Source organism: Curtobacterium sp. MCLR17_031 (genome assembly GCF_003234775.2).
Taxonomy (GTDB): Bacteria; Actinomycetota; Actinomycetes; order Actinomycetales; family Microbacteriaceae; genus Curtobacterium; species Curtobacterium flaccumfaciens.
The window spans coordinates 1061671-1077679 of the sequence record NZ_CP126270.1 but is presented as its reverse complement, the minus strand read 5'-3'; the positions used below and the strand labels follow the sequence as shown (position 1 = coordinate 1077679).

Here is a 16009-nt window from a genome sequence, read left to right as displayed (position 1 = left end):
TTGAGTGGTCGCGCCGGTCCGCCGGTTCGAACATGGTGGATATAGCTCAGTTGGTAGAGCGCCTGGTTGTGGTCTAGGAGGTCGCGGGTTCGAGACCCGTTATTCACCCCAGTCGAGGGAGAGTCCTGTTGCGTGTGACGCAACCGGGGCTCTCCCTCAGTGTTTGTGTGGGCACCTCCGGCGCCGTGCGGCTTCGCCGCGAGTGGTGAGCCGCGAGTGGTCAGCCACCGATGGTCAGCCGCGAGTGGTCAGCGTGGTGTGGGACGATCCCCCACGTGATGGAGATGTCCGCCGACGCGTTCGAGCAACTCGTGACCGACGAACTCGACCTGCTCCCCGACGAGATGGTCGACGGGCTCGACAACGTGGTGTTCGTCGTCGAGGACGAACCGGAGAACGGCGAAGAGCTCTTCGGCGTGTACGACGGCATCGCAGCCACCGAGCGCGGGCAGTACGGCTTCGGTGAGCTGCCCGACCGCATCGTGGTGTTCCGCAAGCAGCACCTGGCCGAGTGCGACACCGTCGAGGAGCTCAAGGACGAGGTGCACACCACCCTCGTGCACGAGATCGGCCACTTCTACGGCATCGACGACGAGCGGCTGCACGAACTCGGCTGGGCGTAGCGGCCAGCCGGCGCGCCCGCGCACCCGGCGGGCGGCGGGCGGCGGGCGGCGGGCGGCGGGCGGCGGGCGGCGCCCGAGTTTCGGGCTCAGCGACATTCCTCGGGCCCACGAGCGCGAGAACTGTCGCTCACCGCGAAAAGTCGCGCCGCAGCCGCCGCAGCCGCCGCAGCCGCCGCAGCCCGCGCACCCGCAGCAGCCCCGGCAGCCAGCGCCACCTCAGAACCGCGTCGGCCCCACCTCGTGGTACTTCTCCCACGCCCCCACCGGCCCCCGCCCGTGCAGCGCGTACTCCCCCACCATCCGCTCCTTGTAGACCGCCGGGTTGTGCGACGCCACCACCCGGGCGTTCCGCCAGTGCCGGTCCAGCGCTCGCGTCCGTTCGGCCGCTGACGCCCCGCCGACCTCGAACAACTCGGACGCCGACCGCAGCACCCGCGGCCCGATCTCGACCTGCGCCTGGTACACGGCGTTCTCGGCCGCGTCGAGCAGCACGCGGTCGACGCCGACCCCGGGTTCGTTCGTCGCGACGACCCCGTCGAGCAGCCCCGCGGCGGCGACCACGAGTGACCGGGCGGTGAACGCCCCGGCGGACAGCCGCCCGAGCACCGAGAGCACCTGCGGGTCCTCCCCCGGCACGGCCGCGTTGGCGTGGATGTACGTGCGGGTCCGTGGTCGCACGAAGGCCACGGCGTCGTCGGACACGGCCTGCCCGATCCCGGCGAGGACCGCCAGCAGGTACAGCTGGTAGAAGGCCTGGATGTGCGACAGCGGGGCGTCCCGGTACGCCGACACCACCGACGGGTCGACCGACACCCCGTCGAACACGGTCGTGCCGGACGCGGTCAACCGCTGCCCGAACCCGTCCCAGTCGTCGATGCTCGTCACGCCCGGCGCGGAGGCGTCGACGGCGAACGTCACGCGCTCGCCGTCTCGGTCCGCCGCCAGGTAGATCCAGTCCGCGTAGAGCGTGCCGGTCGAGTAGAACTTCCGCCCGTCGAGTCGCGCCGCCCCGGGCCCGGACGGCGTCACCGTCGTCGAGATGTCGGCCAGGGTCGTCCCGGTCCGCTCCGAGGTCGCGTTCCCGATGATCGCTCCGTCGACGATGCGTTGGAGCCACTCGTCCCGGCCGGCGGACGACGGCCGCAGCAGCACGAGCTCGGTGTACCCGAAGTGTCCCCGCCACAGGTGCGCGATGTTCGAGTCCGCCGCCGCCAGGTCCGCCACCAGGTGCGCGAGTTCGACCAGCGTCACGCCGAAGCCGCCGCGGTCCTCCGGCACGCGCAACCGCCCGAACCCCGCATCGGCGAGCGCCCGGACCTCGGCGTGCGGCAGCGGCCGGTCGCCGGGCGTCCCGGACGCGAGCTCACGCTCGACCGCGCCGTCGCGGATGGTCGCGAACACGGGCGCGAAGCGTTCGCGCAGGGTCGCCAGACGGTCGGCCGGGAGGCCCGCCACACGTCCGTCGGTCGTCGTCGCGGCCGTCACGCGGGCACCTCCACCGCACGGGTCGCGTCGTCCGCGTGCGCCGCGGTCGCGCCGGCACCGCCCGAGAACGCCCCGCGCCACTGCCGGGCCGGGTGCGAGTCCGGCAGCTGTGCGTGGCCGAAGAGCTTCTCGCGCAGGGTGCCCTCGCGGTACTCGGACTGCATCAGCCCGCGCTCCTGCAGGGTCGGCGCGATGTGGTCGACGAACTCCTCGTACGATCCGGGCAGCGTCCAGTTGATGACGTTCACGCCGTCGACGCCCACCCGCTGCCAGTCGGCGAGCTCGTCGGCGATCTGCTCCGGCGTCCCGACGACCCGGGCGCGGAGCTTCGCGGACAGCCGGGCGAGGTCGGCGATGGTCGGTTCGCGGTCCCCGGCGGCCTCGCGGAGCCACTGCAGGTGCGACTGCCCGGCGTGGGTGCGGACCTCGGACAGCGGGGTGTCCGGGTCGAGGGGCTCGCCGGTGTCCGCGTCGAAGCCGAGGTTCGAGTGCACCAGGAACCCGTCGGCGGCCAGGTACTCGTCGATCTCCGCTTCCTTGGCCTTCGCCTCGGCCTCGGTGGAGCCGGTGACGAAGGTCAGGCCGAGGAAGAACGCGATGTCGTCCCGCTGGCGACCGGCGGCTTCGGCCAGGTCGCGGGTCTCGCGGATGAGCTGTTCGGTGGCGTCCCGGTTCGAGGTCAGGATGAACTGGGCCTCGGCGTTCCGGGCGGCGAAGGCACGGCCGGCCGGCGACGACCCGGCCTGGAACAGCACCGGGGTCCGCTGCGGCGACGGTGCCGACAGGTGCGGGCCCTGCACGTCGTAGCGGGTGCCGTGGTGGTCGATGCGGTGCACCTTGTCGGGGTCGGCGTAGCCGCGGACGGGGTCCTTCAGCACGGCGCCGTCCTCCCACGAGCCCTCCCAGAGCTTCGCGCAGACCTCGAGGTACTCCTCGGCCCAGACGTAGCGCTCGTCGTGCTCCTCGAGCCGGTCGGCGCCGAAGTTCCGGGCGGCGCTGTCGAGGGCGCTCGTGACGACGTTCCAGCCGATGCGGCCCCGGGTGATGTGGTCGAGCGTGGAGACCTTGCGGGCGAAGTCGAACGGGTGCGCCTGGATGACACTCGAGGTGAACGCGAGCCCGAGGTGCTCGGTCGACACGGCGAGCGCGGAGAGCAGCACGGAGGGGTCGTTCGAGGGGATCTGCAGTCCCTCGCGCAGGTTGGTCGAGTAGTCGCCGCGACCGGGGCCGTAGGTCCCGACGACGTCGGCGAAGAACATCGCGTCGAACTTGCCGCGCTCGAGGGTCCTCGCCAGGTCGGTCCACAGCGTCACGTCGTCGAAGTCCGCCTGCCGGGCGTCGGGGTGCCGCCACAGGCCGTGCTGGATGTGCGAGGTCGTGTTCATGACGAAGGCCGCGAAGCGCAGCGGGCGGTTCGGTGCATCGCTCATGCCTCCCATCGTGGTCGGCGGGCACCGCCCGACGACAGCGACGTGACCTCCCGTTACGCGCGGTGTTCCCCGCGGTCCTGGACGCGACCATGCTCCTGAGGCATGCCGAGCCAGACCACCGTCACCGCGCCTCCAGGCCGTCCCGCCGCACCGTCGACCACCGCGACCCGTCGTCGGGTCGCCCTCGCGTCGTTCGTCGGCACGACCGTCGAGTACTACGACTTCTACCTCTACGCGACGGCCTCGGCGCTGGTGTTCGCACCGACGTTCTTCCCGTCCGTGACGCCGGCCGTCGGGGTCATCGCGTCGTTCGCGACCTACGGCGTCGGGTTCGTGGCGCGGCCGCTCGGCGGGGTGATCGCCGGCCACCTGGGCGACCGGATCGGGCGGAAGAAGCTGCTCGTCGCGTCACTGGTGCTGATGGGCATCGCGTCCACGCTGATCGGGGTGATCCCGTCGGCCGCGACCATCGGTGTCGGCGCCGTCGTGGCGCTCGTGTTCCTGCGGCTGCTGCAGGGCGTCGCGGCCGGTGCGGAGTGGGGCGGCTCGGCGCTGCTGTCCGTCGAGCACGCGCCGGAGCGGCACCGGGGGCTGTTCGGGGCGTTCACGCAGATGGGGTCGGCCGGTGGGATGCTCCTGGCGACCGGGGTCTTCACGCTCGTGCGGTCGCTGCTCGGCACCGAGGCGTTCCTGGCCTGGGGCTGGCGGCTGCCGTTCCTGTTCTCGGCGGTGATCGTGGCGGTCGGGCTCGTCATCCGGCTCGGCGTGCAGGACGCCCCGGTGTTCCAGGAGCTGCGCGCCTCTGGCGGGGTCGAGCGGTTCCCGGTGTGGCAGGCGATCCGGCAGCACCCGCGGTCGATCCTGGTGACGGCGGGCCTGCGCCTCGTGCAGCCGGCGCTGTACTCGATCCTGACGACGTACTCGCTGACGTACCTCGGCAACGTGCGGGGGCCATCGGGCTCGGACGCGGGGCTGCAGGCCGTGCTCGTGATCTCGGCGGTGTCGCTCGTGTCCACGCCGTTCTGGGGGTGGCTGTCCGACCGGGTCGGGCGGCGGGTGCTGACGATCTGGTCGGCGGTGGGCATCGCGGTGCTCATCTGGCCGTTCTTCGCGTTCCTCGACGCCGGGCCGCTCGTGTTGCTGCCGCTCGTGGCGCTGATCGGGATGTGCGTGTTCCACGACAGCATCTACGGGCCGCAGGCGGCGTGGTTCGCGGAGCAGTTCCCGACCGGGCGGCGGTACTCGGGGATGTCGCTCGGGTACCAGATCGGGTCGATCTTCTCGGTGGGGCTGACGCCGCTGCTGGCCGCGGTGTTCGTGCAGCTCGGGGGTGGCTCGCCGTGGATCCTGTGCGGGTACCTCGGGGTGTACGCGGTGCTGACGATCGTGGCGGCGGTGTTCGCGGTGGATCCGCGGGCGGTGGCGCGGCGGGCTGACGTTTCGCGCTGAGCGACAGTTCTCGCCTTCCGGAGGCCATGAGGTGTCGCTGAGCGCGAAACCTCGGTGCTCGCCGCCGGCCTGCGCCGCGGGCCGTCGGCCGCCTCGGTGCGGCGCGGGCCCGCCGCGCGCTACGTCCGCAGGACCACGTCGGCCAGGGCGGCCGGGTCCTCGGCGGCGATGAAGGACTGCTCCTGCGCGGCCCAGCGGTCCCACTCGCGCGCGAAGACCTCGCCGTCGCGGCCGATCGCCCGGTCCCACCGCACGGCGTCGTCGGCCTCGAGCCACACCCGCAGGGACCCCAGCGGCGCCGACGCCCGGGACAACGCCCCGCAGCCCTCGACCACGATGGGCAGGTCCGGGTCCACCGACGCCCAGTTCGCGGGCGCATCGGCCGCCCAGTCCCAGCGTCGGTACCCGCTCGGCGCTCCGAGGACGTCCGTCACCACGGCGTCGGCAGCCGCACGCAGGCCGTCCCACCCGGGGTAGAGGTCGTCCAGGTGCACGAGCTGCGCACCGAGCTGCTCCGCGACCTGTGCTCCGAGGGTGGTCTTGCCCGTGCCGGACCGGCCGTCGATGAGCACGACGGCGCGCCGGCCCGTGGCAGCGGCGACACCGGCAGCTGCAGCGGCCAGGCCGGGGGCGAGGTCACCGGCGGTGGTGCCCGTCGCACGGTCGCCGCCCGTCGCGCCGGCTGCGCGCTCCGCGTCAGGCACGCCACGTCCCCACGCTCACCGCGACCGCGATCGACACCACGCCGATGCCGACCAGCGCCGCCACCATCGCCCACTCCGGCCCGGCGAACCGCGCGACCCGCGCCCAGGTCCGCCGTCCGGGAGCACCGAACCCCCGTGACTCCATCGCCACCGCCAACGTCGTCGCACGCCGCAGCGCGAGCACGAGCAGCGCGAACGCCATCGTCGCCCCGCGGCGGAGCCGTCCGGAGTCGGCCAGCCCTCGGGCACGCCGCGCCATCGCGAGCTGTCGCCAGTCGTCGACGAGCAAGGTCATCATCCGGACAGCGGCGAGCGCGCCGAGCACGAAGCGCGCGGGCAGCCGGAGCACCTGCGCGAGCCCGTCGGCCAGGTCGGTCGGGTCGACCCGCACGAAGAGCGCGATGGCTGGCACCCCTACCGCGAGGACCCGGAGCGCGGTCGCCAACGCGAGCGTGAGCGACCCGTCGGTGACGTGCGCGAACCCGAGGTCGAACCACTCCCGACCCGAGGGCCTGCCGTACAGGGCGATGCTCACCGCCGTCAGCGGCACCGCGAGGAGCACCGGTGCGAGTCGGAGCAGCAGGGTCCGGACCGGCAGGCGCAGGAGCGGCAGGAGTGCGAGTTCGAGCGCCAGGGCGACGGCGGCGGAGACGACGTCGAGGCTGAGCACCAGGCAGACGCCGAGGGCGAGCACACCGATCAGCGACGCGACCGGCTGGACACCGGGGATGCCGGTCGCGCGGGCCGGCAGCGGTCGTCGCACGAGGTTCGTCGCGTCGGTTCCGTCGGCCGCGTCCGCCGTGTCCGTCCGGTCGGCTGTGTGGTCGGCCGTGTCGGTCCGGTCTGGAGGCCCGGGGCGGCTCCCGGCTGTCGGTCCCGTCTCCGGGGTGGTCGCGTCCGACGGCCACTGGTCGCGCCCGACAGTCCGGGCGCCGTCCGGCCCGAGCACGACCTCGTCGGCGTCGAGTGCCCGGACGAGGTCGCGGTCGTGGGTGACCGCCACCACCGCGGTGCCGGCGTCGGCGAGGGCCCCGAGCCGACCGACGACGGCCTGCCACATGGCACGGTCCTGCCCGGAGGTCGGCTCGTCGAGCACGACGACCGGCGGCCGGGCCGCGATGACCGAGGCGATCGCGAGTCGTCGTTGTTCGCCCCCGGACAGCGTGAAGGGGTTGGCGTCGGCCAGGTGTGCGAGCCCGAACTCGTCGAGCAGCACGGTGGCCCGTTCGGCGGCGTCCGGCGCGTCGAGTGCTCTGGGGCCGGCCTCGATCTCCTCGCGGACGGAGCGGGCGACGAACTGGTGCTCGGGGTCCTGGAACACCGTGCCGATCTGGGCGGCGAGTTCCCGGCTCGTCCAGGCGTGGGGCGCTGTGCCGATGCCGTCGGCGAGGGCGTCCGTGGCGTCGAGCTCGCCGGCGGCTGGTGGGAGCAAGCCCGCGAGGGTCAGCCCGAGCGTCGACTTGCCGACGCCGTTCGGTCCGGTGACGGCGAGGACCTGCCCGGCCCGGAGCCCGAGGTCGATGCCGTTCCCGACCGGTTGCTTCGCCCGGGCCGTGCCGAGCCCCCGGGCTTCGAGCAGCACCGCTGTCCCCTGGTCACGCTCCCCCTCGCCGAGCGGGCGGAATGCCGCGGTCGGCCCGCCGGACGCCCCGGGCATTTCGCCCGCTCGTCCGCGCGCACGCTGCCGCCGCCGCGCAGAACCACGCCCCGGCTCGGCACCGGGCACCCAGACCCCGGCCGCCGTGAGTGCCTCGCCGTGGTCCGCCAGCACCCGGGCCGGCGGACCGTCCGCGACCACGCCGCCGCCCGGTTCGAGCAGCACGAGCCGATCGACCAGGTCCAGCCAGGTGCCGATCCGGTGCTCCACCACGAGCAGCGTCGCGCCGGTCTCGTCGAGCAGCGCCCGGACGGCGTCGTGCACCTGCGCCACGCCGTCCGGGTCGAGGTTCGCGCAGGGTTCGTCGAGCACGAGCGCACCCGGCCGCATCGCGAGCACGCCCGCGAGCGCCAACCGCTGCCGCTGCCCACCGGACAGCTGCGCGGTGGAGCGGTCGAGCGGCAGGTCGAGGCCGACGACGTCGAGCGCCGTCCGCACCCGGTCCCAGGTCTCGTCGCGGGGGACGCCGGCGTTCTCGCAGCCGAAGGCCACGTCGTCGCCGACGCGGGACATCACCGTGTGTGCCTCGGGGTCCTGCATGACGAGACCGACACGCCCGCGGACCGCGCGGGGGTCGGCCTCGTCGACCAGGAGCGTCCCCTGTACCGAAGCAGCGGTGTCGTCCGAGGCGTCGGGTTCGTCGGGCAGCACGCCGGCGACCGCTCGCAGGAGCGTCGACTTGCCGGCACCGGACGGCCCGACGACGGCGACCCGCTCGCCCGGCGAGACGGTCAGGTCGACGTCGCGGACGGCCCAGGCGTCGCGCTCCGGGTACCGCCAGCCCCATCCACGGAACACGATGCGCGCCCCGCGGACGCCGGCACCTGCGCCGGCGTCGCCCCCGGCGGAAGGGGACGTCGCCGACGGAGCGGGCACGGTCACACCAGGGCGCGGGGTTCGCGGCGGCTGTGCTCGCGGCCGGCCGCGAAGGACGACAGCACCCCGGTGCGGGCGAGCGCCCGGACGATGAGCCACGAGCCCGCCCCCGCGATCACGGCACCGGAGATCACCGCGCAGATCACGTAGACGACCTTGAAGGCCACGTCGAGCCCCGGGTACCAGAGGACGGTGTCGTTGATGCCGAGCGCGAGTCCGGCCGCGGCCCCGGCGAGCACGACGACCGGCAGGCGGTAGACGCGGTACAGGAACAACGCGAGGACGATCTCCGCGCCGAGGCCCTGGACGAGCCCGGCCTCGAGCGTGAGCCATCCCCACTGGGTTCCGAACAACGCCTCGACCGAGGCGGCGACCATCTCGCCGTAGAGCGCGGCGCCGGGCTTGCGGACGACGATCGCGACGATCGGGCCGGCGAGCAGCCAGACCCCGCCGAACAGGGCCTTCGTGCCGGGGAGCACGAGGTCCATGACGGCGCTGATGGGTTCGTAGCCGAACTCCCAGAGCCGGAAGACGACTCCGAGGGCCACCGCGAGGACACTCGCGACGACGATGTCGACGACCCGCCAACGCAGCGATCGTCGCGGAGCGGTGGTGACGGTTGTGGACGTGCCTGAAGGCATGCTGCTGACTCCTCCCTGCGCCGGCATGATCCGGATCAGGTTCGACGGTCGGAGCGCCGATCGCTCCCTCTCAGCCCGGCGGTCCCGGACTCCCGTGTGTGTGCCAGCAGTCTAGACGCGGTCGCGACCGCGTGACGGCAAGACGGACGGGAGGCCCGTGGCGGCGTCGCCACGGGCCTCCCGTCCGTCAGGTGGTCACTTCTTGAGCGCGCGCACCAGCTTGCGGACGACACGCCCGGTCACCCAGACCAGTGGGATGCTCACGACCATCAGGGAGATCAGATTCGGCTCGAACTCCAGGTCCTTGCCCGGACGACGCACGTAGGCACCGACGGGGGCCGACAGGCCGCCGCCACCGCCGCCGCCGTTCTCGTCGTCCCCGCCGCCGCCGAAGCCGAACCAGCTGACGGACACGGGGATGAGGGTCTGGTCGCCGACATCGACGGGTTCTCCGTAGTTCGTGGAGACCCCGAGCGGGCGGACCTGGTCTGCGATCTTCGAGACGATGTTGGCCATGCGCGCGACGCTACTCGTCCGTTCCTCCACAAGCCGCGGGGCGCCTGACGCATCCACAGCTGGGGCTTGTCTGCGGACGCGGACGAGCGCCGCCGATATGTTGGCCGCACCCACACCTGGAGGACCGTTTGCACACCTGGCCCGGAAACCCGTACCCGCTCGGGGCGACCTACGACGGGAGCGGCACGAACTTCGCGCTGTTCTCCGAGGTCGCCGAGCGCGTCGAACTCTGTCTGTTCGATTCCGACGGCAACGAAGAATGCGTCCGCCTGCTCGAGGTGGACGCCTACGTCTGGCACGCGTACCTCCCCAACATCGGCCCCGGGCAGGAGTACGGCTTCCGCGTGCACGGCCCGTACGACCCGAATTCCGGCGCACGCTGCAACCCGTCGAAGCTCCTGCTCGACCCGTACGCCAAGGCAACGAGCGGTGAGATCGACTGGGACCAGTCGCTCTTCTCGTACACGTTCGGCGACCCGGACTCGACCAACGACGAGGACTCCGCGTCGCACATGATGAAGGGCGTCGTGATCAACCCCTTCTTCGACTGGCAGGGGGATCGCCCGCCGCGCACGCCCTACGGCGAGACCGTCATCTACGAAGCGCACGTCAAGGGGCTCACCGAGACCCACCCGGACGTGCCGGAAGAGCAGCGCGGCACCTACGCCGGCGTCGCCCACCCCGCGGTCATCGAGCACCTGCAGCGCCTCGGCATCACCACGCTCGAGCTCATGCCGGTGCACCAGTTCGTGAACGACTCGACCCTGCAGGACAAGGGGCTGTCGAACTACTGGGGCTACAACACCATCGGCTTCTTCGCGCCGCACTCGGCGTACTCGTCGTCGGGCGACCAGGGCCAGCAGGTCCAGGAGTTCAAGACGATGGTGCGCGAGCTGCACCGCGCCGGCATCGAAGTCGTCCTCGACGTCGTCTACAACCACACCGCCGAGGGCAACCACCTCGGCCCGACGTTGTCGTTCCGCGGCATCGACAACGCGGCCTACTACCGCCTGGTCGACGACGACAAGAAGTTCTACATGGACTACACGGGCACGGGGAACTCGCTCAACGTCGGGCACCCGCACTCGCTGCAGCTCATCCTCGACTCGCTCCGCTACTGGGTGACCGAGATGCACGTCGACGGGTTCCGCTTCGACCTCGCGTCGGCACTGGCCCGCGAGTTCTACGAGGTCGACCGGCTGTCGGCCTTCTTCGAACTGGTGCAGCAGGACCCGATCGTGTCGCAGGTCAAGCTCATCGCCGAGCCGTGGGACGTCGGCCCCGGTGGCTACCAGGTCGGCAACTTCCCGCCCCAGTGGTCCGAGTGGAACGGCAAGTACCGCGACACCGTCCGTGACTTCTGGCGCGGCGAGTCGTCGACGCTCGGCGAGTTCGCCTCGCGGATCTCCGGCTCGGCCGACCTGTACGAGCACGACGGCCGCACGCCCAAGGCGAGCATCAACTTCATCACCGCGCACGACGGCTTCACGCTGTACGACCTGGTGGCCTACAACGAGAAGCACAACGAGGCCAACGGCGAGGACAACAACGACGGCGAGAGCCACAACCGGTCGTGGAACTCCGGCGCCGAGGGCCCGACCGACGACGAGGCCGTGAACGCCCTGCGCCTGCAGCGACGTCGGAACTTCCTCGCGACCCTGCTCCTGAGCCAGGGTGTGCCGATGATCGCGCACGGCGACGAGCTCGGCCGGTCGCAGTCCGGCAACAACAACGTCTACGCGCAGGACTCCGAGCTCAGCTGGATCGACTGGGACAGCGCGGACGAAGACCTCGTCCAGTTCACCGCCGACGTGGTGAAGCTGCGGCACGACCACCCCACGTTCCGCCGGACCCGGTACTTCAACGGCCGTCCGGTCCGACGTGGCGAGGGCGAGCCGCTGCCCGACGTGGTGTGGCTGACCCCCTCGGGCGACGCCATGGACCCCGAGGACTGGGACTCCGGCTTCGGCAAGAGCGTCGGCATGTACCTGAACGGCGAGGGCATCCGCGGACGCGACGCCCGTGGTGAGCGCGTCACCGACGTCGGCTTCATCACGTACTTCAACGCCCACGACGACGTCGTGACCTTCACACTCCCACCCGAGGAGTACTCCCCCGGCTGGACCGTCCGGATCGACACCGCCGACCCCGGTGCCCGCGACGAGGTGCTCGACGCGGGCACCCCGCTCGACGTCCCCGCCCGGTCGATGATCGTGCTGCGTGCGGAGCCCGACCACGAGGTCACGAGCACCCCGGTCGACGCCGAGCAGGACGGCGCCCCCGAACCGGACGCCCCGCAGGACGCCGTCACCCCGGTGAACCCGGCCGGTTCCACCGCACCGAGCGGAACCACCCGATGACCGCAGGAACGCCCGGCGCCGCGAACCGCGTCCCCGCGTCGACGTACCGGCTGCAGGTCTCGGCCGACTTCGACCTCGACGCTGCACGCGACCTGGTCGACTACGTGCACGACCTCGGCGCCGACTGGCTGTACCTGTCGCCGGTGCTGCAGGCCGAGTCCGGGTCGAACCACGGCTACGACGTGGTCGACCACACGCGGGTCGACACCGACCGCGGTGGCGACCAGGCCATGCGGGCGTTGGCCGAGGCCGCGCACGCCGTCGGCCTCGGGGTCATCGTCGACGTGGTGCCGAACCACGTCGGCGTCGCGACCCCCGAGTCGAACCCGTGGTGGTGGTCCCTGCTCGAACTCGGGCAGGGCTCCCCCGTGGCGTGGGCCTTCGACGTGGACTGGGAAGCCGGCGACGGCAAGCTCCGCGTCCCCGTGCTCGACGACCGGCTGCTCGACGCGATCACGCTGGACACGTCCGACGCCGAGCGTCCGGTGCTCCGCGTCGGCGAGACCGCCTACCCCACCGCACCCGGAACGGTGCACGACGGCGACACCGTCGAGACCGTCCACGACCGCCAGCACTACGCGTTCGTGCACTGGAAGCGTGCCGACCACGACCTGAACTACCGCCGGTTCTTCGCGGTGAACACCCTCGCGGCGATCCGGGTCGAGGAGCCCGAGGTCTTCGCGGCCTCGCACGGGGTCATCGGTGGCTGGTTCCGCGACGGACTCGTCGACGGCCTGCGCATCGACCACCCGGACGGGCTGTACGACCCGGCGGGCTACCTGCAGGACCTGGCGGAGCTGACCGGCGGGGCCTACACCCTCGTCGAGAAGATCCTCGAGCCCGGCGAGCAGCTGCCGAGCTCGTGGCCGGTCGACGGCACCACCGGGTACGACGCCCTCGGGGTGCTCGACCGCGTGTTCGTCGACCCCGCGGGCGAGCAGGTGCTGACCGCGGCGTCGGGCGCCGAACCGACCGACTGGCAGCAGCTCACGCACGACACCCGACGGGGCATCGCCGACGGCATCCTCGGCAGCGAGGTCGAGCGGCTCGCACGCCTGCTCGCGCCGAGCACCGTGACGGAGACGATCACGCACGAGCGGATCGTCGACGCGGTCGCCGAGATCGTGGCCTCGTTCGACGTGTACCGCACGTACCTGCCCGAGGGCGCCCACCACCTCATCACCGCGCTCGAGCGCGCCGCCGAGGCTCGCCCGGACCTCGACGACGTCATCGACCGGATCGCACCGGCACTCGTCGACCCGACGAACGCCGCGGCGGTCCGACTGCAGCAGACCAGCGGCATGGTGATGGCGAAGGGCGTCGAGGACACGGCGTTCTACCGCACCTCGCGCCTGTCGTCCCTGAGCGAGGTCGGCGGCGACCCGAGCGTCTTCGCGGTCTCAGTGGCGGACTTCCACCAGGCACAGCGCGAACGGCTCGGCAGCTGGCCGCACACCATGACGACGCTCACCACCCACGACACCAAGCGCAGCGAGGACACCCGCGCCCGCATCGCCGTGCTGGCCGAGCTCGGTGACGAGTGGGCCGCCACGCTCGAGCGTCTGCAGTCGCTCGTGCCGTTGCAGGACCGCGTGTTCGCCGACCTGCTGTGGCAGGCGATCGTCGGCGCCCGGCCCGCCAGCCGTGAGCGTCTGCACGCCTACGCCGAGAAGGCCTCCCGCGAAGCCGGTGACAGCACCACCTGGACCGAGCCCGACGAGGCGTTCGAGCAGCAGATGCACGCGATCGTCGACGCCGCGTTCGACGACCCGGACGTGGTCGCCGTGCTCGACGCCCTCGACGAGCAGATCGACGCCGCGGGGTGGTCGAACGGTCTCGCCCAGAAGCTCGTCCAGCTCACCGCCCCGGGCGTCCCCGACGTCTACCAGGGCACCGAGTTCTGGGACCGCTCGCTCGTCGACCCCGACAACCGTCGTCCGGTCGACTACGCCGAGCGGCGTCACGTGCTCGCCGAGCTCGACGGCCCAGACGACGACGGCCCCGAGGACCTGCCGGCCATCGGCATCGACGGTGCCGCGAAGCTCCTGGTCACGACCCGTGCACTGCGCATCCGTCGGGACCACCCGGAGCTGTTCACCCGGTACCTGGAGCTCGAAGCCACCGGCAGCGCGGCCGACCACGTCATCGCGTTCGACCGCGGCGGTGCCGTGACGATCGCGACGCGTCTGCCGATCGGCCTCGACCGGGTCGGCGGCTGGGGCGACACGCTGGTGCACGCCGTCCCCGTCGAGCGCATCGACCTGCTCACCGGCCGACACGTCCCCGCCGACCGCGGGATCCCGCTGGCCGACCTGCTCACCACCTACCCGGTCGCGCTGCTCGTGCCCGCCGACGCGGTCGGTGCAGCCGGCCACGCCGACGCGGTGGCCGCCGTGTCCGACGCGAGCGGTGCCTCCCGGCCCCTCGCCGAGCGCACGACCGACGCCACCGAGACCGACGCGCAGGCCGAGATCGACATCCTGGAGGGTCACGCATGACCGCACCCGACCGTTACGCCGTCTGGGCGCCCGAGCCGGACCGCGTCCGGCTCGTCGTCGACGACGTCGAGTACCCGCTCACCAAGGGCGACGACGACTGGTGGTCCACCGACGCCGTGATGCCGGTCGTCGGCGCCCGGTACGGGTTCCGCATCGGCGACGACGACGCGGTCCGACCGGACCCGCGCAGCCGGTACCAGCCCGAGGGCGTGCACGGCCCGTCCGAGGTCGTCGACCCCGCACGGTTCGCGTGGACCGACGAGTCGTGGACCGGACGCCCGGCCCGCGGCGCCGTGATCTACGAGATGCACGTCGGCACCTACACGCCCGAGGGCACGCTCGACGCCGCCGCCCAGAGGCTGGACCACCTGGTCGAGCTCGGGGTCGAGTTCGTCGAGCTGCTCCCCGTCAACGCCGTCAACGGCGAGTGGAACTGGGGCTACGACGGGGTCGGCTGGTTCTCCGTGCACGCCCCGTACGGCGGCCCGGACGCCTACGACCGGTTCGTCGACACGGCGCACGCGCTGGGTCTCGGGGTCATCCAGGACGTCGTCTACAACCACCTCGGACCGAGCGGCAACTACCTGCCGCTGTACGGCCCGTACCTGCTTGCCGGGCTCGGCAACACCTGGGGTGACTCGGTGAACGTCGAGCACCCCGAGGTCCGCCGGTACGTGCTCGACAACGTGCGCATGTGGTTCCGCGACCACCACGTCGACGGGCTCCGGCTCGACGCCGTGCACGCGATCCGCGACACCACCCGCCCGCACGTGCTGGCCTCGATGGCCGACGAGACCGACGCCTACTCGTCGTTCATCGGGCGTCCGCTGTCGCTCATCGCGGAGTCCGACCTCAACGACCCGGTGATGTTCCGGCCGCGCGAGGCCGCCGGGTACGGCCTCGCCGGGCAGTGGTCGGACGACTTCCACCACGCCGTGCACGTGGCGCTCACCGGCGAGACGAACGGCTACTACGCCGACTTCGCTCCGCTGTCGGCGCTGGCGAAGGTGCTCGAGGACGGCTTCTTCCACGACGGCACCTGGTCGTCGTTCCGCGGCAAGCGGCACGGTCGACCGATCGACCGCGGGACCTCCCCCGCGACGGCCCTGGTCGTCGCGAACCAGAACCACGACCAGATCGGCAACCGCGCCGCCGGCGACCGGCTCGCCGCGACGCTCGACGACGAGGGGCTCGTGATCGCCGCGGCCCTGACGCTGCTCGGGCCGTTCACGCCGATGCTGTTCATGGGCGAGGAGTTCGCGGCCTCGACACCGTGGCAGTTCTTCACCTCGCATCCGGAGCCCGAGCTCGGCAAGGCCACCGCCGAGGGGCGCATCGCCGAGTTCGCCGAGCACGGGTGGGACGAGTCAGCGGTGCCGGACCCGCAGGACCCGACGACGTTCACCAACTCCAAGCTCGACTGGGCCGACGTCAGCTCGGAGCGCGGTGCGGCGATCCTTCGTGCCTACCGGGTGCTCATCGCCCTGCGGCGCACCGACCAGGCGTTCGTCGACCACCGCTACGAGGCGAACGCCGTCCGCTTCAGCGAGGACCGCCGCTGGCTCGTGCTCACGCGCGGGCTGCTCGGCCCCGACGTGGCGCCGGTGCACGTCGTGGTGAACTTCGCCGACGACGCAGCCGAGGTGCCGGTGCCCGACGCCGTGGGCGAGGAGCTCTACGGCTTCGGCGCGACCGAGGTCGATGCCGGCGTCGTCCGGTTCCGCGGCCGCGGCGTGGTCGTGCTGCGCTAGCCGACCGCGGGCTGCGCGA

11 protein-coding genes, 1 tRNA gene and 1 riboswitch are annotated in these 16009 nt (G+C 72.3%); of the genes, 6 read left to right on the top strand and 6 right to left on the bottom strand.

What is annotated here, in order from left to right:
• The first annotated feature begins 35 nt into the window (after positions 1-35).
• Positions 36-111, top strand: a tRNA-His gene (locus DEI96_RS05190).
• A gap of 167 nt (positions 112-278) precedes the next feature.
• On the top strand, positions 279-623 hold the full coding sequence (locus DEI96_RS05185; protein WP_035807616.1) for a metallopeptidase family protein: 345 nt from the start codon (positions 279-281) through the stop codon (positions 621-623).
• Positions 624-839: 216 nt separating this feature from the next.
• On the opposite strand, the gene DEI96_RS05180 is transcribed toward DEI96_RS05185, so the two are convergent.
• Both DEI96_RS05180 and DEI96_RS05175 read right to left on the bottom strand, forming a co-directional pair.
• Positions 840-2108 carry an acyl-CoA dehydrogenase family protein gene (locus tag DEI96_RS05180; protein WP_284183638.1) on the bottom strand — a complete coding sequence of 423 codons (1269 nt, stop codon included), beginning with the start codon at positions 2106-2108 and terminating at the stop codon, positions 840-842.
• Complete coding sequence (locus DEI96_RS05175; RefSeq protein WP_111024976.1) at positions 2105-3538, bottom strand: LLM class flavin-dependent oxidoreductase; 1434 nt, start codon at positions 3536-3538, stop codon at positions 2105-2107. Before DEI96_RS05175 ends, DEI96_RS05180 begins: the two co-directional genes overlap by 4 nt.
• Positions 3539-3640: 102 nt before the next feature.
• Between DEI96_RS05175 and DEI96_RS05170 the strand changes: the two genes are divergently transcribed.
• Positions 3641-4987: an MFS transporter gene (locus tag DEI96_RS05170; RefSeq protein WP_111024975.1), complete on the top strand. Its 1347-nt coding sequence runs from the start codon at positions 3641-3643 to the stop codon at positions 4985-4987.
• 119 nt (positions 4988-5106) lie between these two features.
• Here the strand turns inward: DEI96_RS05170 and DEI96_RS05165 are convergent, their stop codons facing one another.
• The 4 genes from DEI96_RS05165 to DEI96_RS05150 all read right to left on the bottom strand — a co-directional run bounded on the left by DEI96_RS05165 (position 5107) and on the right by DEI96_RS05150 (position 9381).
• Complete coding sequence (locus tag DEI96_RS05165; RefSeq protein WP_258373018.1) at positions 5107-5691, bottom strand: nucleoside/nucleotide kinase family protein; 585 nt, start codon at positions 5689-5691, stop codon at positions 5107-5109.
• On the bottom strand, positions 5684-8224 hold the full coding sequence (locus tag DEI96_RS05160; protein WP_258373017.1) for an ATP-binding cassette domain-containing protein: 2541 nt from the start codon (positions 8222-8224) through the stop codon (positions 5684-5686). The genes DEI96_RS05165 and DEI96_RS05160 overlap by 8 nt, the downstream gene beginning before the upstream one ends.
• A gap of 2 nt (positions 8225-8226) precedes the next feature.
• Positions 8227-8865 (bottom strand): ECF transporter S component, encoded by a 639-nt coding sequence (locus DEI96_RS05155; protein ID WP_027464637.1) that lies wholly within the window; start codon positions 8863-8865, stop codon positions 8227-8229.
• Positions 8860-8971, bottom strand: a riboswitch (TPP riboswitch). Its footprint overlaps the gene before it by 6 nt.
• 89 nt (positions 8972-9060) lie before the next feature.
• Positions 9061-9381 (bottom strand): hypothetical protein, encoded by a 321-nt coding sequence (locus DEI96_RS05150; RefSeq protein WP_111024974.1) that lies wholly within the window; start codon positions 9379-9381, stop codon positions 9061-9063.
• A 128-nt stretch (positions 9382-9509) separates the two neighbouring features.
• Here DEI96_RS05150 and glgX point away from each other — a divergent pair, with 128 nt between their 5' ends.
• From glgX to treZ, 3 genes are read left to right on the top strand one after another with little or no spacing between them, the layout of a single operon-like run.
• Positions 9510-11741: a glycogen debranching protein GlgX gene (glgX, locus tag DEI96_RS05145; protein ID WP_111024973.1), complete on the top strand. Its 2232-nt coding sequence runs from the start codon at positions 9510-9512 to the stop codon at positions 11739-11741.
• Positions 11738-14239: a malto-oligosyltrehalose synthase gene (gene treY, locus DEI96_RS05140; protein ID WP_111024972.1), complete on the top strand. Its 2502-nt coding sequence runs from the start codon at positions 11738-11740 to the stop codon at positions 14237-14239. Before glgX ends, treY begins: the two co-directional genes overlap by 4 nt.
• Entirely contained in the window at positions 14236-15990 is a 1755-nt protein-coding gene (gene treZ, locus DEI96_RS05135) for a malto-oligosyltrehalose trehalohydrolase (RefSeq protein WP_111024971.1), read from the top strand. The genes treY and treZ overlap by 4 nt, the downstream gene beginning before the upstream one ends.
• Positions 15991-16009 lie beyond the last annotated feature (19 nt).

Bases quoted from the DNA above. Each gene is read 5' to 3' on its own strand.
- DEI96_RS05185 (WP_035807616.1), top strand. From the start codon at position 279: ATGGAGATGTCCGCCGACGCGTTCGAGCAACTCGTGACCGACGAACTC.
- DEI96_RS05175 (WP_111024976.1), bottom strand. From the start codon at position 3,538: ATGAGCGATGCACCGAACCGCCCGCTGCGCTTCGCGGCCTTCGTCATG.
- DEI96_RS05170 (WP_111024975.1), top strand. From the start codon at position 3,641: ATGCCGAGCCAGACCACCGTCACCGCGCCTCCAGGCCGTCCCGCCGCA.
- DEI96_RS05155 (WP_027464637.1), bottom strand. From the start codon at position 8,865: ATGCCTTCAGGCACGTCCACAACCGTCACCACCGCTCCGCGACGATCG.
- DEI96_RS05150 (WP_111024974.1), bottom strand. From the start codon at position 9,381: ATGGCCAACATCGTCTCGAAGATCGCAGACCAGGTCCGCCCGCTCGGG.
- treY (WP_111024972.1), top strand. From the start codon at position 11,738: ATGACCGCAGGAACGCCCGGCGCCGCGAACCGCGTCCCCGCGTCGACG.
- treZ (WP_111024971.1), top strand. From the start codon at position 14,236: ATGACCGCACCCGACCGTTACGCCGTCTGGGCGCCCGAGCCGGACCGC.